The 20,072-nt window shown below is 34.9% G+C and carries 19 protein-coding genes and 1 pseudogene; 8 read left to right on the top strand and 12 right to left on the bottom strand.

The genetic code is table 11. From position 1 onward, the window contains the following. Nucleotides 1-72: 72 nt before the first annotated feature. Entirely contained in the window at nucleotides 73-924 is an 852-nt protein-coding gene (locus tag BUC31_RS11995) for a formate/nitrite transporter family protein (protein WP_073244493.1), read from the top strand. A 195-nt stretch (nucleotides 925-1,119) separates the two neighbouring features. On the opposite strand, the gene BUC31_RS11990 is transcribed toward BUC31_RS11995, so the two are convergent. The 8 genes and pseudogenes from BUC31_RS11990 to BUC31_RS11955 form a co-directional block, all read right to left on the bottom strand. Next, entirely contained in the window at nucleotides 1,120-1,884 is a 765-nt protein-coding gene (locus BUC31_RS11990; protein WP_073244491.1) for a phosphoribosyltransferase family protein, read from the bottom strand. A gap of 79 nt (nucleotides 1,885-1,963) precedes the next feature. Further along, on the bottom strand, nucleotides 1,964-2,977 hold the full coding sequence (locus BUC31_RS11985; protein ID WP_073244489.1) for a hypothetical protein: 1,014 nt from the start codon (nucleotides 2,975-2,977) through the stop codon (nucleotides 1,964-1,966). 10 nt (nucleotides 2,978-2,987) lie between these two features. Beyond that, nucleotides 2,988-4,429, bottom strand: a pseudogene (locus tag BUC31_RS11980) (nicotinate phosphoribosyltransferase). Nucleotides 4,430-4,440: 11 nt separating this feature from the next. Then, nucleotides 4,441-4,872 carry a nucleoside 2-deoxyribosyltransferase domain-containing protein gene (locus BUC31_RS11975; protein ID WP_073244488.1) on the bottom strand — a complete coding sequence of 144 codons (432 nt, stop codon included), beginning with the start codon at nucleotides 4,870-4,872 and terminating at the stop codon, nucleotides 4,441-4,443. Nucleotides 4,873-4,976: 104 nt separating this feature from the next. Further along, on the bottom strand, nucleotides 4,977-5,651 hold the full coding sequence (locus BUC31_RS11970) for an NUDIX hydrolase (protein ID WP_073244486.1): 675 nt from the start codon (nucleotides 5,649-5,651) through the stop codon (nucleotides 4,977-4,979). 100 nt (nucleotides 5,652-5,751) lie between these two features. Beyond that, nucleotides 5,752-7,020, bottom strand: a complete 1,269-nt coding sequence (locus BUC31_RS11965; RefSeq protein ID WP_073244484.1) for a purine-cytosine permease family protein — start codon at nucleotides 7,018-7,020, stop codon at nucleotides 5,752-5,754. Continuing rightward, the gene (locus tag BUC31_RS11960; RefSeq protein WP_073244483.1) at nucleotides 7,013-8,047 is read right to left on the bottom strand and encodes a 2,5-dihydroxypyridine 5,6-dioxygenase NicX family protein; all 1,035 of its coding nucleotides are present in this window, start codon (nucleotides 8,045-8,047) and stop codon (nucleotides 7,013-7,015) included. Before BUC31_RS11960 ends, BUC31_RS11965 begins: the two co-directional genes overlap by 8 nt. Nucleotides 8,048-8,129: 82 nt before the next feature. Then, nucleotides 8,130-10,484: a TonB-dependent receptor gene (locus tag BUC31_RS11955; protein ID WP_073244481.1), complete on the bottom strand. Its 2,355-nt coding sequence runs from the start codon at nucleotides 10,482-10,484 to the stop codon at nucleotides 8,130-8,132. A gap of 109 nt (nucleotides 10,485-10,593) precedes the next feature. On the opposite strand from BUC31_RS11955, the gene BUC31_RS11950 reads away from it, so the two are divergent. Beyond that, nucleotides 10,594-11,820 carry a hypothetical protein gene (locus BUC31_RS11950; RefSeq protein WP_073244479.1) on the top strand — a complete coding sequence of 409 codons (1,227 nt, stop codon included), beginning with the start codon at nucleotides 10,594-10,596 and terminating at the stop codon, nucleotides 11,818-11,820. A 141-nt stretch (nucleotides 11,821-11,961) separates the two neighbouring features. On the opposite strand, the gene BUC31_RS11945 is transcribed toward BUC31_RS11950, so the two are convergent. Next, nucleotides 11,962-13,215 (bottom strand): FAD-dependent oxidoreductase, encoded by a 1,254-nt coding sequence (locus BUC31_RS11945; RefSeq protein WP_073244477.1) that lies wholly within the window; start codon nucleotides 13,213-13,215, stop codon nucleotides 11,962-11,964. A 99-nt stretch (nucleotides 13,216-13,314) separates the two neighbouring features. Here BUC31_RS11945 and BUC31_RS11940 point away from each other — a divergent pair, with 99 nt between their 5' ends. Beyond that, entirely contained in the window at nucleotides 13,315-13,677 is a 363-nt protein-coding gene (locus BUC31_RS11940) for a DoxX family protein (RefSeq protein ID WP_170861957.1), read from the top strand. A 3-nt stretch (nucleotides 13,678-13,680) separates the two neighbouring features. On the opposite strand, the gene BUC31_RS11935 is transcribed toward BUC31_RS11940, so the two are convergent. From BUC31_RS11935 to BUC31_RS11930, 3 genes are all read right to left on the bottom strand, one after another. Further along, nucleotides 13,681-13,980: a DoxX family protein gene (locus BUC31_RS11935; RefSeq protein WP_262987451.1), complete on the bottom strand. Its 300-nt coding sequence runs from the start codon at nucleotides 13,978-13,980 to the stop codon at nucleotides 13,681-13,683. Nucleotides 13,981-14,077: 97 nt separating this feature from the next. Further along, nucleotides 14,078-14,242, bottom strand: coding sequence for a Lacal_2735 family protein (locus BUC31_RS20120; protein WP_139251961.1), 165 nt, complete (start codon nucleotides 14,240-14,242; stop codon nucleotides 14,078-14,080). 118 nt (nucleotides 14,243-14,360) lie between these two features. Further along, complete coding sequence (locus BUC31_RS11930; protein ID WP_073244474.1) at nucleotides 14,361-15,167, bottom strand: DUF5995 family protein; 807 nt, start codon at nucleotides 15,165-15,167, stop codon at nucleotides 14,361-14,363. Between the two features lie 305 nt (nucleotides 15,168-15,472). Here BUC31_RS11930 and BUC31_RS11925 point away from each other — a divergent pair, with 305 nt between their 5' ends. The 5 genes from BUC31_RS11925 (at nucleotide 15,473) to BUC31_RS11905 (ending at nucleotide 20,070) form a co-directional block, all read left to right on the top strand. Beyond that, nucleotides 15,473-15,889, top strand: a complete 417-nt coding sequence (locus tag BUC31_RS11925) for a DUF6789 family protein (RefSeq protein WP_073244472.1) — start codon at nucleotides 15,473-15,475, stop codon at nucleotides 15,887-15,889. Nucleotides 15,890-15,896: 7 nt separating this feature from the next. Continuing rightward, nucleotides 15,897-16,631: a flavodoxin family protein gene (locus tag BUC31_RS11920; RefSeq protein WP_073244470.1), complete on the top strand. Its 735-nt coding sequence runs from the start codon at nucleotides 15,897-15,899 to the stop codon at nucleotides 16,629-16,631. A 48-nt stretch (nucleotides 16,632-16,679) separates the two neighbouring features. Next, nucleotides 16,680-18,425, top strand: a complete 1,746-nt coding sequence (locus BUC31_RS11915; protein WP_073244468.1) for a thiamine pyrophosphate-dependent enzyme — start codon at nucleotides 16,680-16,682, stop codon at nucleotides 18,423-18,425. 377 nt (nucleotides 18,426-18,802) lie between these two features. After that, complete coding sequence (locus BUC31_RS11910) at nucleotides 18,803-19,180, top strand: response regulator (protein ID WP_073244466.1); 378 nt, start codon at nucleotides 18,803-18,805, stop codon at nucleotides 19,178-19,180. A 143-nt stretch (nucleotides 19,181-19,323) separates the two neighbouring features. After that, the gene (locus BUC31_RS11905) at nucleotides 19,324-20,070 is read left to right on the top strand and encodes an SPOR domain-containing protein (RefSeq protein WP_073244464.1); all 747 of its coding nucleotides are present in this window, start codon (nucleotides 19,324-19,326) and stop codon (nucleotides 20,068-20,070) included. The last annotated feature ends 2 nt before the right edge of the window (nucleotides 20,071-20,072 follow it).

Here is a 20,072-nt window from a genome sequence, read left to right as displayed (position 1 = left end):
CAAGACCTAAACCAATCAATTTTATAGCAATATATGAATTACTACCAAGCAGTTTAAACGAACCATCCTATTATGGAAACCGAAAAAAAAGAACAACAAGACCATCAGAAAGAACTAGAGAAAAAATCTGAAGAAATTAAGGGGGACAACGAGTACAGTGTTATTCTTAGTAGGGTTATTCATGAAGGAGAAGAAATTTTCAAGATAAAAAATAAAGCTATGTTCTTAAGTGCGGTAATTGCCGGACTAGAAATTGGATTTAGTTATTTTTTAATCTGTGCAATTTATTATCTATTGAACGGTACTATTGATACCACACTTATTTTTAAATTTTTTGCTGTAGTATACCCTGTCGGATTTATATTGGTTATCCTTGGAAAATCTGCCCTATTTACCGAGCAAACATCGGTATTGGCTTTGCCAATGTTAAATGGTCAGCGCAGCATTTGGGAGTTATTTCGTGTATGGGGCGTGGTGATTCTTGGTAACATAATTGGAGGAAATATATTTGCCGTTTTCATCGGATTTCTTGCGCCGAATCTTCATCTTTTTTCCGAAGGGACTATGGTAGAAATTGGCGCTCATGTAGTAAAAGAAGGCTCTTGGGTACTATTAGCAAGTGCCGTAGTTGCCGGATGGTTAATGGGACTATTGACCTGGTTGTTGAACAGTACCATGAATTCGCTTACCCGGGTGGTATTGATTATTATGATAACCGGTGTGATAGGTTTTGGAGGATTTCACCATAGTATTGTGGGTAATATAGAGGTGTTTGGCGCCTTTCTACATTCTGCTGATATTAGCTTCCTAGATTACCTTTGGTTTCTATTTTTAGCATTGTTGGGTAACAGTATTGGTGGCGCAGTGGTCGTTGGTCTTTTTAAATACCGCATTTTTGAATCTAATTATGAGGAGAAGGTTTGATATTGCTTAATTATCAGATGCTTCTTGCTGTAGTTTTCTTGATACTGGTGGTTGCAATACCAAAAGAAGTTCGCTGTAATTTTCGTTTTGATATAGCCATCGAAATCTATTTGTACAATTCGTATTAATTAAAATTTGGCACAAAAAAAATAGCGCTTAAAAGCGCTATTTTTCATTTTACAATTAGGTAGAATTTTACAATCCATCTAACTTGAATTGCGTTACAAAATCATCTTCAATATCCTTATAGCTATTGGTGCAATAGATATGATCTATGGATTCTTTAAGTTCGTCAAAACCATAGTTAAACTGCCCGTGGGTAACATATAAAAATACTTTGGTTGCACCTTGCTTTTTTAAAGCTTCCGCCAAAAATTTAAAGGTTCTACCACCATCTGCAAGATCATCTACAATTAAACATTCTTTGCCATTTACATCACCCTGAATACTAATTTCAGGAGCTCCATTTACTCGCACTTTATTAGAGGGCACTAAATCTGCATTTAGCTTTTCTGCAATTTCATGGGTAGTTTTATACGCACCAGCATCTGGACTCACCAATACTGGGTTACCTATTTGGTTATATGCCTTTTCAACATAGTCTACATGCGATATTTTTTCTGAATTCTCAATTAACGCCAACGAAATAGGACTGTGCGGATGTAAAATAGAAACAACATCAAATTTCATGTCATTTATAAATTTGCAGATCACTTTTAGATCGAAAGATTCTCCCTTATTAAATCGCCTATCTGATCGTTGACCAATTAAGCAAAATATGGTGAGTTTAGCTACAGCTGTTTTATGGGTTGCATTAGTAGCGTCCCAAGCTTCTTTTATGGAAGCAGCCCTAAATAAATCTTCATAACTGTTCCCTCTAATTTTTATATGAATATCTCCGGTTTCAGCAATTTTAGCAGTAACCTGTCCGTCATGGAACTTTTTTATTTCGTATTTCATATGTTCGTTTTTATTCGATAATCGAGATTAATAATTCTGAAGTGTACTCCGGAATTTAAAGTTGTTTTTAATACTGCCCTTAAGATTCGCCTTGAGGTAGTGTATTGTTGAAATTAGCTATTTCCTGTTTCAATATTTCGTTTGATCTACCGTAGCTAACTATATTCACCTCTAAAGGAATATGTTTAAATTTTTCAAGTGCCTTAAAGAGTGATTCTAGTATCCAATCTAGATCGTTACCAAATGCCCCACCACCAACTAAGGTTAAAAATACGGAGTTTGATTTGTTGTTTTTAAGATTGATCATAGCAATGTACAACGTAGCCTCATACGTGGCTTCTAAAACTATTCTCGCAAAATTCTCCCAATAGTAAGATTCAATAGAAGAATAGGCAACCGGTAATGCCGAACAGTATATTTGGGATACCAATTGCTTTTTGTCATTAAGCGTTACCTCTGTATTCCATTGGATTCCCACTTTTAATTTTCCCTTGAGAGCTTCCCGTTGATTGGTAGTAAAACTCCCAATTTGCTTATTGATCGAAAGAAGTCCTTCTAGACTAACCAACGCATAACCGTTGGTCATTTTCCATAATTGAAGCTCATGGTTATTCAGTTCCTTACCGATATCCTCTAAACAATCAATTTGATGTCCATCTGTCTGCCCTGTTTGATTATTGACCGGAGCAAAGTAATTTCTATAAATGGTACCAGCACCACAAGCTATTGCACATGCCGGACCTTGGGTAAAGTCATTTTCATAAATAGCTACTCCCGCTTTAGGAGAAACTTCTGGACCAACCATTTCCAGTAAATTAAACTGGGATGCTGCGTGAAAAAGCGCGTTCTCATTTTTTGGATCGGCATGTAACCCTTGAATATCCGCTACTATTTCAGAAACCTTTATAGTATCAGAATTGCTATGTGATAGTTGTTGTTCTCTTAACTGTTCTAAGGAAACCACTTCTAAAGACCCGAATTGATAGGATTTATTATTGACTTTAGAAATCAAATTCTGCCCATCAATAGTAATAGTATCACGCACATATTCAGGTGATATTTCTTTAAATCCTGTCAATTCTTCGAACCACATAATTTTTGTTTTAAAGATTCTTGTTAATACGGTCTCTTATCTCTTGAATGTTCGTTTGATTTACAAATTTTCCATCCTCATAGATTACTTGTAACTCACCTGTATTTTCTTGTTCTGGTGTAACTTGATCCACCAATACATATTCATTGTCGTGTAATTCAACTTTAACCAATCCCTTTGCAGATTTTTTAATTCCGTCGTCAGTAATAGGATCTTTGAAAATTTCTCTTCGTACACCATCAACCACTACAGAAGTAGCTTTCATTGCAAAACCAAAAGTATCTCTAGTATTAAACTGGTAGGTAAAAGAACCAATACCAAGAACTACATTGGTGGTAGCAAAGCCTTTATCGCTTAAACGCTGGCAGATATCTTCTGCTCTTTCCGTAGTAATGCTATCGCCATAAATAGCACCAATATGGCTATCTAAAACTTTAAAACCTTGTTCGTTAACGGTGCCGCCAAAAATATCCCAAAGTAACTCCACTACCCCTTTATCTTTAGGAGTGTTGCTGCCTAGCGAACCAGATTCTCCACAAATGATATCAACAGGGTCTCCGCTATCTGGTCTTATGACAAGTTTACCATCTCTAGAAAGTACCTCTTCTTTTAATTGCGGAAGATACTCGGTAAGCACTTTCCATAAATCCCAGGTATCACTAACAACCGATAGAATTCCCGTTGGGTAGGTATTCATTAAAGCTCTAAACGTACCTATTTCATCATCTTTAGTACCGGCACACATAACGGAGTGTTCAGTAGCATTTACAGAACCTACCACAAAACCTTCTGCATTAAACTACTTATAACCGGCAGCGTATCTGATCCAAGAAATACAGAAGCATGACCCATACCAGATGATATTGCACTTTGCAAGCCGCCCATACCTCTCATAGAAAAATCGTGCCCTTGAAAATCAATAAAAGCCAAATTATCCTTATCGGTTAAAAGTGTCCATTTTTTGAAAATACGCTTGTATAACAAAGCAATAGATGCCGATGTCATTGGTTGCCATAGCATAGTAGACAAAATGGTTTCTAAGAAATTGGTGATCCAATAGAACTTTTTATCGGTATTCACTACAGTAACCAAAGGTACTCTAATGTCTACCTCTACCCCTTCTTGTAAGGACTTTACCCTGATTGGTAAATATTGTAAATCATGTAATTCCTCGTAATGGGTAACATCATAATCCGTACCTAAATACAGTGATAATTCTTCTTTTAGCTCATTACACACTTCTGCTTTCGGCTTAGAAAAGAAGTTGTCCTGAAAATAATCATGTAACCATTGAAATACATACTGTTGCCCAAATGATAGCACTTTATCACAACCTTTAGGAGCATATTTATTGCTTCTGGGTGTCCAGTTAGAATAGACCTCTTCTGTACCTTTAGGGTATTGTTGGTGGTGTCCTGTTTTATATCCGTCTGTTAGTAGTAATCCGTTCATAATGTTGGTTTTTATTTTATAGTATTTAAAGCCTCTTCTGTACTAAGAACTATAGGCGTATTGTATTTTTTACACAAAGTAGTAACGTAGGTATTCTTATAAAATTCTTTAGGACAAATAACAATTAATTTATCGCTTGCCACGTATAGCCCCAACTCTACCAAAGATATTGGAGATGAGGCATTTGGAAGAAAATTCAGAAGGATGATATCTGCCCTGTTTAAAGCATCTAGTTCCCAATTAATATGATTCTCCATCTCGCACTTGTTTAATGAATCGTGGTCTTTATGTGTTGGGTCAAAAATGTGATGGCTATTTTCTAATGCAGCTATGCATTGTGTTCTCCAATTCAATGTAGTATTAACATCCATACTACCCGCTAAGAAAACATACTTCTCTCCTATTGCTTTATCAGGTAATGAAGTTGTTGAATTGTAAATCATAATTTGCGTTATTATGACGCAAATGTAAAACACATTAGGATACTAACCTAGAATATTATGCGTTATTTTTACGCAAACTAATTATATATCTGAAAAACAGCGGATTATATCTCAAATATGATACCTTCTTCTTTAAGATGGAAGTATCTTTTTTCATTGAATTGGAATAAATTGGCGGGTCTACCAGAACCTTTAGAGACCTTTTCATCAAGTTCATCAAGTACATTTAAACCCATAATCTTCTTTCTGAAGTTGCGCCTATCTACCTCTCTACCTAGTAGCGTACTATATAATTTCTCTAAATCTGAAAACGGAAATTTGGTATCAAGCAATTCAAAACCTATAGGTTCGTAGGTGATTTTACCTTTTAGTCTTTTAATAGCGGCATCTAAAATCTCCTTATGGTCAAAAGACAATTCTGGCAGTTCATTTATATTAAACCACTGTACTTGTGCTGCATCTGTAGAAGCATATATTTTAAATGCATTAGGGCGAATTAATCCGAAATAAGCAATGGACACTACCCTACCCCTTGGGTCTCTATTCGGTTTTCCGAAAGTATACAGCTGTTCTAAGTAATTGATCTTTATACCAGTTTCCTCTTTAAGCTCCCGTTCAACAGCTTCTTCCAGTGACTCATCATCCAATACAAATCCACCAGGGATTGCCCATTTATCCTTAAAAGGTTCATACTTTCTTTTAATAAGTAATATGGAAATGTTACCAGCTTCATAGCCAAAGACTACAGCATCTACAGAGAGTTGAATGGATTGTTGCATACTATGCGTATATTTTACGCTAAAGTAAACATAATTTTAAAAGCGCTGATATTTTCATGAATAGATGGATGTAACGGCTTTTAAGAATACCTAGTTGTAACTACTGGGCAGGTTTAAAAATCGCTTTCCACTGAAATGCTAAATAGATTACGGCACCAAGTAGAAAAGAATCCAGGAAATAAGCCCCTGTAATCTGAAAAACTTCTAAATAGGTAAACACACTAATCAATGAGCTTAACACCCAGCTAATTAGAGCAGAGGGTTCCCACTTGGCTATGTCGTCTAAGTTATAGCGCTGTCTTTTAATCCAAAAGAAATGAATAAAATAAATGGAAGAAATAGAGGGTGCCAAAATGCCCAAAAATTCCAGAAATTCGAAAAGATAGGTAGCAAAACCGAACAAAGCTAATAGGGTGCCAAATATGCTAGATACGATAACAACGTTCTTAAAGGTCCATTTTTTATTAATGGTTGAAAAGGTTAAGCTAGCCGAATACAAGTTGGTTGCATTGGTGCTCCATGTGGAAATAAACAACAGTAAAAAGGCAGGAATTACCATGTTGAATTCTTCCATTATTTTAATAATATCTACCTCGCCCGTTTGTATGGAGGGTACGGCACTTAGAAAATAAGCCAACGGCGTACCAATTGTTAAACCTAATACCGAAGCCAAACTTTGCTTATCCGTTTTAATGAATCTAGAGAAATCTGCCATTAAAACGGGGAACAATATAGCGGCACCCACTAAAATAGAAGTAGCCTTAAAAAGTGTCATTCCATTTTCTTCAGGTACAAAGTCAAAAAGTGATGAGAAACTTTCTAATTCCGCAACGGACAAGTAAAAGATATATCCTAGAAAAGCGGTTAGAATAGGGATCGATATATTAGCCACTTTTTCAATGCTACGGATACCGTATACCGTGGTAAAGGTTATGAATAGACTGGTTACAATAATGATAAGCTCTTTTGATACGGAAAAGCTAAAGGTACTTGCTGCGGTATCGAATATGGCTATAGCCAATAGTTCTAATGCAACGGCAAACCAACCGACCAAAGTAACACCAAAGATAAAATTGACAATTTTGGCACCGTATTCTCCAAAACTAAAATGAAGAATCATGTAAGTGGATAACCTAGAGCGATTACCAATTAAAGTGGTAGCCATGCACATAAGCGTCAATACCAACGTAGAAATACCAAAAGCGATCAGGGCTTTTTCAAAACCTAAGCTTAAGGCAATTTCAGAGCCCAAGAACAAGGTTGAAACCGAGAGTCCGGTACTTGCAATTATCAGTGCAACAACCCAACCGGACACGAAGTCTTTGGGCTGTACTTTGGTTGTTGCGTATTGATCTTCTGTGTTAGACATTTGTGGCGCTTAATAAGCTCTCTGCTAAAGGTCTTAATTCTTCATGACATACTTCGCCATTATCGGTAATTTGTATGTCATCAAAATAAATACTGGTTTTGGCAACAACACCATCAAAATGCGATTTTGCCATCTGTCCGAAAGGTGGCATATCCATAGCACTAGTATGTCCGAAGCCAAAATCTACACCTCCCCATATACGTTCGTCTTCTACCAACTCGCCCGTAATTGCATGTACTTTGGGGTTTAAGCCTAGCATATTATGAGAGATTTTATACATGTTTTCATCATCCCATGAAGAAAGGTATTCCTTGAATTGGGCTGCGCCATCCCCTGCTACCTCAGTGATTACACCGTCTTTCATCACAAATTCTACTTTGTTATAAAGCTCTGCATGCTGTAAATAATCGAACACGATACGACCATTCATACTATTTAGTTTAGGCACAATATTCACAAAACCTGGAGCCGTACCAAATTTTGGCATGGAGAAATCACCATCATCATAATCAAACGTATAATTAGTATCTATATCATAAGAAACATCAGTTCCGTTTGTACTGGTAATGCGAACTGTATTACATTTTTTTGCCATATTGGTCAACGGTAGCAATAGCTTTTTTAAATCGGCAATTTTATAGCCTGTAAATACCCGGTCAAGGGAATCTATAGTGCTTTCTGCAATGATCAAGTAGCGAAGCTTTTTATTATCCCTCATGGCAGTTTCCCAAATATCGGAATATAGAATAACGACAGAATTTGCCTCTATCCAAACATCAGCTTTAAGCAATGCAGCCGTTAACGCTTCTGAAGGCCAGTCTACCATACCCGCCTGACCATCTTTTTTTGCCTGTGGAATATACATGACCAATGGAAATGCACCTGCGTTCATTGCAGCTTGAGCCATGGCATCTATTGTTTCTCTATCTGTTCCTAGATCGGAAGTAATAGCTACGGTTTCCCCAGCTTTTACTTGAAACATATCTTCCATTAATATTCTTGAAAAACGAGCTCTTTTAGTTTCCATAATAATTTTTTAAAATAGGATGATAAGGGCATCTTAAAACGATGCCCATAATAATCAGTAAATAATTAATGGTTTAGATTTTTTAGAACTTAACAGAAATTGCCGTTCCAACAGTTAACGGTTGCCCTCTCCAAGCAACATCATCTGGGCTACCTACAAATTCTCCTGGAGAGAATTCTTGGTAATATGCTTTATCCGTTAGGTTTTTACCCCATAACTCTAGCTTCCAGTTTTTGTATGAAAGTCCTAAACGAGCATCTAAAAGAGAATAAGCATCGGTAGTAAAAGCATCTCTATTACTTTCATGCCAGTACGTTTTACCTGTAGTATCTAGGTTTAAGAATCCATTAAATTTTAAATCGTCCGTAATGTTTACACTAGATTCTAAACCAACTGCGAAAGTACTTACAGGTACAAATGGTGTTTTTTGACCATCATAGGCAGAGTTGTTGGTAAATGTACCATCATCGCCTCCAGTAGATCCACCTTCTATAATTTTAGCATCTGTAATACCTACGTTGGCAAATACATCTAAGAAATTAGATAACCTAGCTCTAGATTCTAGCTCAAAGCCAAAAACTTCACTTTTGTCATAATTGTATACACCGGCAATAAAGGTGGTTAAGTCTAAAATATATTGTTGTTGGTTGTTTAGCTTAGAATAGAAAACAGAACCGTTTAAAATAAAGCGATCATTCCAAGAGGTAGTTTTAAATCCTAATTCATAATTGTCTGATGTTTCATCTTCAAAATCTCTGTTAAACAAATCAGTTGGTTGTGCATTAAAACCACCATTTCTGTAGCCACGACCGTAGTTGGTGTATACCAATACATTTTTATTCGCTTGGTATGACAATGAGACTTTAGGCTGAATTTCGCTATTGTCTCTTTCAGAGTTGGTAACGAACAATACATCATCTTGTGTAAATTTGTCCATATCTAAACGGAAACCGGCAGATAAGGTTAGTTTATCTGTAAGTTTATAATCTCCAAAACCAAATAAGGCAATGGTTTGTGTTTCGTTGATATAGTCTGCCGTATCATACTCAAACGGACCGCCAAAATCAACACCTGTAGTTCCATTTTGATAGAAGTCTTTTTCTATTTTTTGGTAAAACCCTCCTAAACTCCAATCAAATTTGGTGTCTGTTTTAGCATTGTTTATTCTAATCTCTTGATTAAAAGTTTTAGTGGTAATTTCTTCACCCTGCGTTAATCCGTCCAGCTCCAAGAAATCTAAATCTCCGTTTGTAGAACGATTTACTTTATTGATAGATGTAATACTCTGTAACTTAACACCAGTTAAGTTGTAATCCATTTTTAGGGTTCCGTAATTGTTTGTCATTTTAGAAGTCCCTAATACATCGGAGAAAATAACATTATTACCATCTGCAGGATTTGGATCTAGAATACCGCCAGTAAACTCCCCATCAGTTCCCGTTGGGTTAACAGAGTAATAGGTAGCACCACCATCTATATTAAAATATTGGTAAGAACCTGTAATAGAAAAGTTAGATGATAATTTCGCCTTTAATTGACCTCTAACATTAATATCTTCTCTAAAATCTACTTTCTCGTCTAAGAATTCATTGGTTAACAGTCCATCAAAATCTTTGTATTGAGTAGAAAAGCGATAGAACAATTTGTCTTTGGCAATAGCACCGGAAGAAATAAACTGTGCTTGTTTAAAGCCACCGTTACCAACACCAAGTTTTATCTGATTGCTCATTTTATTGGTAGGGTCTTTAGTGTAAATATTTACGGCACCGCCAATAGCATTTTTACCGTAAAGCGCACCTTGTGGACCTTTTACCACTTCTACCAAGGCTAAATCATATAAGTCTTGACTAAGTAAGCTAGGATCCGGAATGGTAACCCCGTCAATAACAAAAGCCAAAGGAGCATCACCTCCCCTAACCTGTGGAATACCACGGACCGTAATAAAGTTTAAACCTATAGATTGTGAAGAATTAAACTTTAAGTTAGGTACTAGCGTAGAGAATGAACTGATATCTGTAATACCGGCACTTTCAATACCTTCTGCATTTAAAGCGGTTACCGACTCTGCAGTGGTTTGTATAGATTCGGTTCGTTTTCTAGACTTTCCCATAATACCAGCGAAGCCTTGTACGGTAACACCTGTCAGTGATACAGCGCTTTCTGCTAATTCGATATCCAATTGAGATTGTCCCGAAACTGTTACTTCTTGAGTTTCATATCCTATATATGAGATGGATAACACAGCTTCATTAGATGAGATCGTTATTTCAAAATTTCCATTGAAATCTGAAATTACACCAGTAGTTGTTCCTTTTTCGCTAATACTAGCTCCAGGTAATGGTTCACTGTTTTGATCTGTAATTTTACCAGTTACCAAAGTTTGTGAAAAGCCAATGGTAGAAACCAGAAAACAAATAAGTACGAGTAAGTTTTTCATGTTCAGTTATATTAGTTTGTTTGCTAAATGTAGAAACACATGTATTAATTATGATTAATTCTGAATACTAAAAATATTTTTAATAATTTTATTGATAAAATAGGAATTTATGATAATTGCTTCAGGTTCATTGGTTTTAACTTCAGAATATTTTAAAATTCTTATTGATAAGATACATGATGAGTTTATTAAAAAGCATGGTCTTAAACAATTACCAAAAACATTTCAACTCTATGGCTATGGGGCTTTTGATGAAAATAAACCAAGCTTAAAAAGTGATTTTGAGGCATTAGGATCCGAGTTTATTAATGGAAAGTATCTATATGATAAGTTTAGAGATTTTGAAAAAGGTAAACCATTAATAAAGTTGAATCAATATTATAAAACCATCATCTTACTTTTTTTAGGATATAAAGATTATGGAACATTTTTAGCGGAGCATAAACCATCTGAAGATGAACATGAAAAGCAACTAACCTTGCTTAAAAGTAATGATGAGGATATTACGTATTACTATATTAACTACTACTTTGGCGAGGATAATACCATTTTAAAAGGGCAAAGTATCATTTCTAAAAACTGGAAAAAGATTCAGCATATATTCATGTATCCCCTAGAAGACGGTACCATGAGAGAATATTATAGTCATGGAAATATAAAACGCCAAGGAGATACCCTTACCATTAAAACCAATACCCTCTCCGGGGATAGATATATTGATGGAGCTAGTGAGATTTACTACTTGGGGCATAGAGCACCATCAAATATAAATTACTTGATAGGCACCTATTGCACCTTTGATTTGTTTACGAATACCGTTGCCGGCAGAGCTATTTTAGAGAAATGTGAGAGTAAACAAGAAATGGAGCAAAAATCTAAAGACCCTAATATACCACCATATATTGCTATGGAAATAAGGAATAAGCGTATTGTAAACCCGAGCGTAGTACCGAGGCATGCGTTAGAATTGTCAAGTAATAGTCCGTATGCATCGCTTTATGGTAAAATACCGGGAACGTATAATGTTACTTTTGATTTTGCGGATGGATTTAAAGAGAAACTGAAATTTAAAATTCTACCATCCAATTATGAAATAGTTACTCTAACGGAAAATGTATATATAGAAAAGGACCGTATAGAGCTATTGAATAAAGGATCTGTAATTAATTTTAGATTTAATTTTTCTGGAATTATAGCGCTTGAGCGGGTCAATATTTATTTTAAAAGTTACTATTTAAAGAACAATAGTAGAAACCAAGAAGGTGTTTTTAGCGGTATAGATAATGAGAATAGATTGGTGAACGGGTCTTTAAATGTTGATTTCACCGAGGCTTGATACTTATGAAGGGAATGAATAAAATGACCGTTCAAAAATAATTGAACGGTCATTTTTAATAATCTATAATATTAAAGTTAGAATTTATTTGCTAAAAAATTATGAGCGAACACCACAGTACTATATAAATTCAAAACCGAATTATTTAAACAAGCCCTGCAAATTTTCTAGAACACCCAGCGCTGCTTTCTCACCAGCAATCATAGCTGCATTTAAAGAGCCGTTTAATTGAATATCGCCGGCTAGATAAATAGTCTCGGTTAATCGTGTTTCCGATGGTGAAATCTCATAATGTAGTTCACTCAACTTTGGTAGCGACTTTGGTATGCAGTAATGTTTTATAAATGTAGTAGAAGTAATACCACAGTGTTCCTTTAACTCCGTTTGTACTTTTTCTATTAGGGATTTACCAGATAGCCCCTGATTATCAACAACAGTAACAGAAAGTAATTCTTTACCAGCATTTATAGCAGTTTTAAGACTTGTATGGTAAAAGATATTATTGATGATAGTATTTTGATCAGGTATTAATCCGATTAGGGGTTTTTTAATAGTTCTTTGTTTCGTTTCAAAATATAGTGTATCACAGCTTTGCCATTCTATAGCCTGATTCTTTAAGTTCTGAATTAAGTTACTAGCTTCTGTAGCTATAATGGTAAAATCGCTTTCTATTTCTTTACCGTCAGCAAGTATTATTTTATTCTCTAAAATAGAAGATACAGCAGTGTGGTAGTTTATAGTGGTATTTTTTAACTGTTGTAATAGTTGCTTGGGAATTTCTTCAATTCCGCCTTTAGGTAATGCAGCATTGCCCTCACCGAACATTTTATAAACAAACTCGAACATTCTACTAGAAGTTTCTAGTTTATCTTCAAGAAAAATTCCGCTAAAAAAAGGTGTGAAGAAATCATTAATTATTTCAGAAGAGAAACCTAAATCGGTCAAATACGAAAATGTCGTTTTAGCTTCATCTGAAAATATATCTGTTATTGATTTTTTCTTGAGTTTAGTATTTAGTTTAAGAATTTTCAGTTTATCGGCAACGGTACCAATGTTAGCAATAAGTGTTGAAAATAAGAGAGAAGCATCTCTTAGAGGGTCACCAATTATTTCTTGCTGTTTATTTTTAAATATAGATGTGCCAGGTAAGAAGTTTTGAAGATCTAAAGCTTTATAATCAAGATATTTTTGTGCTGCAGGGTAAGCGGTTAACAATACTTGAAATCCGTGGTCTAACTGATATCCATTTACAATATCTGTTTTGACCCTACCGCCTACCCTATCTGTAGCTTCGATTAGTACAGGAGAATATCCGTTTTCTTCCAGCACATTTGCTGCTATTAAGCCACTAATTCCGGCACCAACGATATGTATTTTATAATCCTGTTTATTCATTCTTTAATTTTGTTTAACTAATTTTATATAAATATAAACAAAATTAGTATTTTTGGTATGGACTAATTTAGGTAATTGGTTTATAAAACTATCTTAATCATGAATTATTTAATCATCATTTTTCAAATTATAGTCGCCTTAAGCATTTTAAATGTATGGCTAATTCAGAATAAAAAACCAACCAAATGGCGTGGAGGAAAGGCAAAAACGATTATTGAAGAATTTGAGGTCTATGGCCTATCAAAGCAAATGTGCTACATTATTGGCTTTTTTAAGGTAACACTCACTATTTTGCTACTTGTTGCAATTTGGTTTCCTGTAGTTAAGCAACCGGCAGCTTTAGGTTTGGCAGCTTTTTTAATGGGTTCAATAGCGATGCATATTAAAATAAAGGATCCTTTATTTAAATCTTTTCCGGCAGCTTTATTTTTAGTGTTGTGTTTGTGTATTGCTTTTCTATAATATTTATAGCGCAGTAAGTTGTTGGTAGTAGCTTACTGCTATAAATAAATTTACAAGAGCCAAAACCAATGATGGTAATGATTCTGCTGTGCTGTCTTTAATTTTTATTCTAACGGCAAATCCTAAAAGCATTAGAAGTGTTAGTCCTGCTGCAGCTACGAATATTAAAATAGGTAAAAAGAAATATCCTATTATTAATCCCAAACCTCCTGCGAGTTGCAAGTATGCAGTAAGAACTCTTTGATTTTTTAAACCAAATCTAGCGAACTCATCTTTCATTTTTTGGGACAAAAGGCACTCCATACCATAATACAAGAACGCACTGCTTGATAAAAATATAGCTATGTGTATAATCTTCATTTTATTTTATGCCAGAATGTTTGTGTGTAGCTGAAATGAATTAAGATAACTGTTCTATCTTCTTCATAATTTCATCGGCTTCAAAAGCTTTTTGATCACTCATTTTTCTATTTGTTGTAGAAAGAGAATGCGCTTCTTTTAATAGCTTTTCATATTGAGAACGTAATTTATCTTTCTCTGATTTCTTTTTGAATATTCCGAACATAAGGTCAATGTGTTTCTGAAGTTTGTTTCTAGTAATTTAGAATATGATAAAGATACAAAATGTTTAACTATTTAATTATATAATTAAACAAAATTACTAAAGACAATTTCTATCTACCCTACTCTTGTCGCAACTTAGAAATCACTGTACCCACATGCTGTTCTTCAAATTTGCCTATAAATTTGAGTGCATAAGTGACAATTTTAGATTTAGGGTTTTTAATAAATTCTCCCAATCTTAACACAGTTAAATCCATTTCATGTATGGCATTAGTTTGGTGATCAATGCCTAAACCCCAAAGCAAATTGGCATTATACCATGAGAATTCTCTAGCTTTTTTTAAACTAAAGTTGATAATTTCTTCATCTGTATTTTTTCCGGCAAGGTCTAAAAGAAATAGCAAAGGCGAAACGCTACTTAGTCGGTCTTGCATTTCATTTACAATATTACCAAGTATCGAATTTACGGTGTTGAAGTCCTTTTCAATATCAGATATTTCTAACCCGTTCATGGCAGTGCTCGCCGCTAAACTTAAATCTAGATTTATATGGGTATTGATACCTAACATGATATGCTGTAAAATGGTTAGGGTATCATCTTTTGCATCAAAGGCAAATTGCCACGATTCACTAATTGTTTGATTATTAATATAACCATTATAAGCGTCCAAGTAATAATTGGCAAAAGTAACATCGAAGGTTTCCATTCGGGAATTATCCTCAAAATTCCCTAATTGTACCTCTTTCAATATTTCTGCAGTCACCCTTCTATATAAATAAGCAAAATACCCTATGCGGTTATTGTTAATTATAGCATTATCAATGATACTGTCTAATTGATGCAAGACTTCTTGTATGGTGGTTGGTCTACTGATGAGAATAGTTTTTAGGTTAATTAATATGTATTCATTGTTTAGAAATTTCAAGTTAAGCAAATGAATAGAAGTACTTCTTTAAAATTTTAAAATCATTTTAAACGTATTCCGTCAATCATTATAAATAGCTAGTTCTATGACTGAAATATGCCTTATACATAATAGCAACATCATTATATTAAAATAGTACTAAGAGTATTCACGTTAATAAAAAAATGGTATGCACTAATGATTAAGTGTTAATCAAAATATCTTGCGTACTGATAATCAGCTTCATATTAAAAAGTTGAAAGGTGTGTATGAGTAGAAATTCATATAGCCTATAAAATTTTCAAAAAGCAAAAAATAATATCTAAATGAAAAATGAATTACCAAAATTGGTATTAGCAGGTATTTTAGGAACTGTGGTAATGACCATAATTATGATAATAGCACCACATATGGGTATGCCCGAAATGGCACCGTGGAAATTATTAGCAGGCGCTATGGGCGTACCAATAGTTGTGGGTTGGATAATGCACTTTATGATGGGGATACTCTTTGCTCTAGGTTATGGATATGTCTTTGCGCCAAATGTGAGTATTACCAATTTATGGTTAAAAGGTATCGCTTTTGGTATAGTAGCCCTTATTCTAGCACAAATAGGAATGAAGGTAATGGGTATGATGTTAGAAATGCCACCAATGGACGGATCAATGCCAATGAGATTAGTTGCCATGCTAATTGGTCACCTTGTATTTGGTGTAGTTACTGTAAAAACTATAGGTAAATAAGAACATTATGAAAAAGACAGATTTTAGTGCTTTAAAAGCAATATTCATTAATTGTACCTTAAAAAAATCACCATCTAAAAGTCATACACGTAATTTAATCGATGTTTCGGCTAAGATTATGAAATCGGAAGGTGTAGATGTAGAGATTCTACGGCTTGCAGATTTTGATATACCCGTTGGTGTACAGCCAGATATGACCGAAGAAGGATATGATAAAGATGATTGGCCTGCTATTTATAAAAAAGTAATGGTTGCCGATATTCTAGTCATAGGAACCCCTATATGGTTGGGAGAGCGGTCTTCTATAGCTACGAAACTTATAGAACGTTTGTACGCTATGAGTGGGTACCAAAATGACAAAGGGCAATACGTGTACTATGGCAGAGCTGGTGGTTGTATTGTAACCGGTAATGAAGATGGTGTAAAACATTGCTCTATGGGAATATTATATGCGCTACAACATTTAGGATATAGCATTCCGCCGCAAGCGGATGCCGGTTGGATTGGTAAAGTTGGACCTGGACCTAGCTATGGTGATACGGAATGGAACGGAGAAAGTATAGATCCACCAATTGGGTTCGATTCAGAATTTACAAACAGGAACACCACTTTTATGAGCTATAACTTAATGCATTTAGCCAAAATGTTGAAAGATAATGGTGGGTATCCATCTTATGGAAACTCCAGAAAAGAATGGGATGACGGTACACGCTGGAATTTTGAGAATCCTGAATATAGATAGAATACGGATGCATAAGTTATCCAATTTAAAAATATAAAGAATACTATTATGAGTAAAAATGTATCAGAACAACTACTGGATATTTTGCAAGGTGTTGGCGTAGAAAATGTATATGGAGTTACGGGTGATGCCCTTAACTTTTTTGTAAAAGCTATAGAGGAACGTGATGGAGTAGATTGGATAGGAATGAAACATGAAGGAAATGCCTCTTTTGCTGCCTTTGGACATAGCCAAACTAGAGAGAACTTAGCTGTTTGTGCAGGTACGGTTGGTCCTGGGGCACTACATTTAATAAACGGACTTTATAATGCTAAAAAAGAACGTACTCCGGTGATTGCCATTACGGGACAAATCAATCAGAAGCAACAAGGAACAAGTTTCTTTCAAGAGGTGGATTTAAAAAAGGTATTTGACGATGTTTGCGATTATCAGGCAATTATTGAAACTCCGGAACAAGCCCCAATGGTTATACAACGTGCCATTAAAAATGCAATGGCCAATAATGCGGTTTGCAGAATTGAGCTACCGGCAAATGTAGCGGAAATGAAGGCGGAGAACGAGCAATTTGTTCATCCTATTAAAAAATACGTTTCCCGCTTAGTTCCAGAGGAATCTGTAGTTATTGAAGCTGCCAATCTTTTGAACAATGCTAAAACGGTGGGTATATTAGCTGGTGATGGATGTAGAGAAAGCAGAGCTGCGGTAATTGAATTATCTAAAAAACTGAATGCACCCATAACCCACAGTCTTCGAGCAAGTGATATTTTTGACCACGATACGGATAATGTAGTTGGGTTAACCGGATTGATAGGAAACCCATCTGGATATAATGCGGTTATGAAGTGTGATTTGCTATTGATGCTGGGAACAGATTTTCCGTATATCGATTTCCTTCCACATGAAACAAAAACAATTCAAGTAGATATTCGCCAAGAAAATATTGGTAATAGAACCGCTGTGTCTTTAGGCGTATGGAGTGATATCTCTTCTTTCCTAGAAATCCTTAACCCTAAAGTTGAACAAAAAGAGGATACCACTTTTATTGATAAGCTAAAAAAGAATTTTGAGAACTGGAGACAGAACATGAAAGAGCAGGCTTCCCCTACTCGTGAAAATGAACCTCTACACCCGCAGATATTTGCAGATTTAGTAAACGAACACGCTTCTAATGATGCCATTTTTACGGTAGAAACAGGAACATCTGCTATTTGGGCCGCTCATCATATTTCTTTTTATAGTCAAAGACGTTTAATAGGCTCTTTTAATCACGGTTCTATGGCAGTGGGCTTACCTTCTGCAATTGGAGCACAAATGGCTAATCCTAAACAAGAAATTTGGTGTCTGAGTGGTGATGGTGCTTTTAATATGGCGATGCAAGATTTTATAACAGCCGTTAAATATGAGTTGCCTATAAAAGTGCTCATCTTTAATAATTCTGAATTGAGCTTTGTAAAACTAGAAATGGAACAAGTTGGCTTAGCGGCTAGTCTAGATGCATTGCATGAAACCAATGTCAATTTTGCCGAGTATGCTAAATTATGTGGTGGAGATGGTGTAAGAGTTGAACATGCCAAAGATATTGATGCTGCTGTACTACAGGCAAAGAATAGTAAAAAGCCTTTTATTATAGATGCCGTAGTTAGTAGTGGAGCATTGTCCTTACCTCCTCATATTGGAATAAAAGAAGCTATTGGTTTTGGAACTTCTAAATTAAAGGAAGTAGGACAGGTAATTAGTGGAGATAAAAAGCAATGGAGTAATTTAAAAAAGGAATTACAATCGTATTTTGATTAGTGGTTAGTTTGTTGAGGTAGTCTTTGAATGTTATACTACTTATATTGTAAAGATTCTTTGTATCTAATGTTGGGTACAAAGAATCTTTTTTATTCAATGGCTATTCATGTATAACATTTGGCTAAATGGTTTAATAGAAATAGGAAAATGTTGAGCGCATAGTTTGAATAGTATTAATTGATAGATTTATTCGATTACACTAATCGATTAAACCAGCATGTTAGTCTGATATGCAATAATTAAGTTTTTCATGTTATAATGGCGTTGAAATGTATATTTAACATTTCAAGCAAGTTTTTAGCCTTTCATCCGAATTTATTTTCTAGAATGAGGCATAGCAGTAATTTTCGTCTCTCAAAACTCAAACTCATTAAATTATGAAGCTCGAATTAGTAATCGTAGATGACTCCCATCTTTGGTTGTCGCTAGCAGAGAAACTTGCCAAAACTCATCCGTTAGTACGTAGTGTACTTACTTTTGAAGATTCTTATGATGCTTGGGTGCATATACAAATTGCGAAACCACAAGTTGTGATGTCAGATATAGAAATGCCTGGTATGAACGGACTCTCTTTTCTAGAAATGTTCGCTGATCGTTTGCCATTTATATCAAGTTCTACCAAACAAGAATTTGAAGTTGTTGCTAGAGAACTTGGCTGTGTTGATTTTGTTAGTAAGCCATTTACAAAAAGTGAACTTCACAGGGCTCTAGATTTGGTTTATTATAAGATCTACGGAAAGAAAGTAAGTGCATAATGATACATTCTAAATGAACTACATTTTAAAAGAATTTTCACCCTAAACATCTTAAGATAAGGGTAAATTATATACATAAACATCAGATTGGTTATATTTACTTTTTTAGGTAAATAATTGTACTTCATAACAAACACATAACCATGACCCCCGATAAAGATATTTTTAGTAGCCGAGAAGGCAGATGGGATTTTGTAATAGCCATTGTCGTAATCGCAATTTTCTCTGCATTTATTTACATGTATATGTTTAATAAAGAGGAAGATAGTTCTGTAACTGCCACAGATATTGATACTACAGAAGAAACACCACTACCCGATTCTTATCATTCTGAAGGTCGCGACTATGTATACTCTAATTCTGATACATTTGTTCCCATAACTATCCCGGTAAAAGATGCATACGATCATAATAAAAGTACTGCAGTTGTAATTTCTGATACTATACTTACCGTTTCTGATTTTGAAGAGGAAATAAATGTCGATCTAAAAGAAGAGATAACAACTGAAGTTCAAAGTTTATCTAAAGGTGCATCCGAAGAAAATATAGCAGACATAGAGACTCCAGTTATTGAAAAAAAAGAAGCTGAAATTTCTGCAACTAAGAAAGTCGAGCAGCTACCGGAAGTTACTAAAACAGTACCTGTAGCTACTTCTAATGCTACTTTAAATTGTATTGCAATGGTAGGTGTTTTTAAAGACCCTAATAATAAAAATACAATTATAGAAAAGCTTAAAACATTGGGCTATACTTATGATGAAGGGGCATATCCAAAAGGATTGATCTATGTTGGGGTTCCTGTTGACTGTGGTAATGAAGCCAAAAGAAAGCAACTTGTACTAGAATTAAACGAAGCATTCGGTATTGATTCTTGGGTCAAAAAACGTTAGGT

The organism is Maribacter aquivivus (assembly GCF_900142175.1).
Classification (GTDB): Bacteria; Bacteroidota; Bacteroidia; order Flavobacteriales; family Flavobacteriaceae; genus Maribacter; species Maribacter aquivivus.
This window is presented reverse-complemented; position numbering and strand designations above follow the sequence as displayed.

Coding starts and splice junctions, on each gene's coding strand:
- BUC31_RS11995 (WP_073244493.1), top strand. CDS start 73: ATGGAAACCGAAAAAAAAGAACAACAAGACCATCAGAAAGAACTAGAG.
- BUC31_RS11990 (WP_073244491.1), bottom strand. CDS start 1,884: ATGAAATACGAAATAAAAAAGTTCCATGACGGACAGGTTACTGCTAAA.
- BUC31_RS11985 (WP_073244489.1), bottom strand. CDS start 2,977: ATGTGGTTCGAAGAATTGACAGGATTTAAAGAAATATCACCTGAATAT.
- BUC31_RS11975 (WP_073244488.1), bottom strand. CDS start 4,872: ATGATTTACAATTCAACAACTTCATTACCTGATAAAGCAATAGGAGAG.
- BUC31_RS11970 (WP_073244486.1), bottom strand. CDS start 5,651: ATGCAACAATCCATTCAACTCTCTGTAGATGCTGTAGTCTTTGGCTAT.
- BUC31_RS11965 (WP_073244484.1), bottom strand. CDS start 7,020: ATGTCTAACACAGAAGATCAATACGCAACAACCAAAGTACAGCCCAAA.
- BUC31_RS11960 (WP_073244483.1), bottom strand. CDS start 8,047: ATGGAAACTAAAAGAGCTCGTTTTTCAAGAATATTAATGGAAGATATG.
- BUC31_RS11955 (WP_073244481.1), bottom strand. CDS start 10,484: ATGAAAAACTTACTCGTACTTATTTGTTTTCTGGTTTCTACCATTGGC.
- BUC31_RS11950 (WP_073244479.1), top strand. CDS start 10,594: ATGATAATTGCTTCAGGTTCATTGGTTTTAACTTCAGAATATTTTAAA.
- BUC31_RS11945 (WP_073244477.1), bottom strand. CDS start 13,215: ATGAATAAACAGGATTATAAAATACATATCGTTGGTGCCGGAATTAGT.
- BUC31_RS11940 (WP_170861957.1), top strand. CDS start 13,315: ATGAATTATTTAATCATCATTTTTCAAATTATAGTCGCCTTAAGCATT.
- BUC31_RS11935 (WP_262987451.1), bottom strand. CDS start 13,980: ATGGAGTGCCTTTTGTCCCAAAAAATGAAAGATGAGTTCGCTAGATTT.
- BUC31_RS20120 (WP_139251961.1), bottom strand. CDS start 14,242: ATGTTCGGAATATTCAAAAAGAAATCAGAGAAAGATAAATTACGTTCT.
- BUC31_RS11925 (WP_073244472.1), top strand. CDS start 15,473: ATGAAAAATGAATTACCAAAATTGGTATTAGCAGGTATTTTAGGAACT.
- BUC31_RS11920 (WP_073244470.1), top strand. CDS start 15,897: ATGAAAAAGACAGATTTTAGTGCTTTAAAAGCAATATTCATTAATTGT.
- BUC31_RS11915 (WP_073244468.1), top strand. CDS start 16,680: ATGAGTAAAAATGTATCAGAACAACTACTGGATATTTTGCAAGGTGTT.
- BUC31_RS11910 (WP_073244466.1), top strand. CDS start 18,803: ATGAAGCTCGAATTAGTAATCGTAGATGACTCCCATCTTTGGTTGTCG.
- BUC31_RS11905 (WP_073244464.1), top strand. CDS start 19,324: ATGACCCCCGATAAAGATATTTTTAGTAGCCGAGAAGGCAGATGGGAT.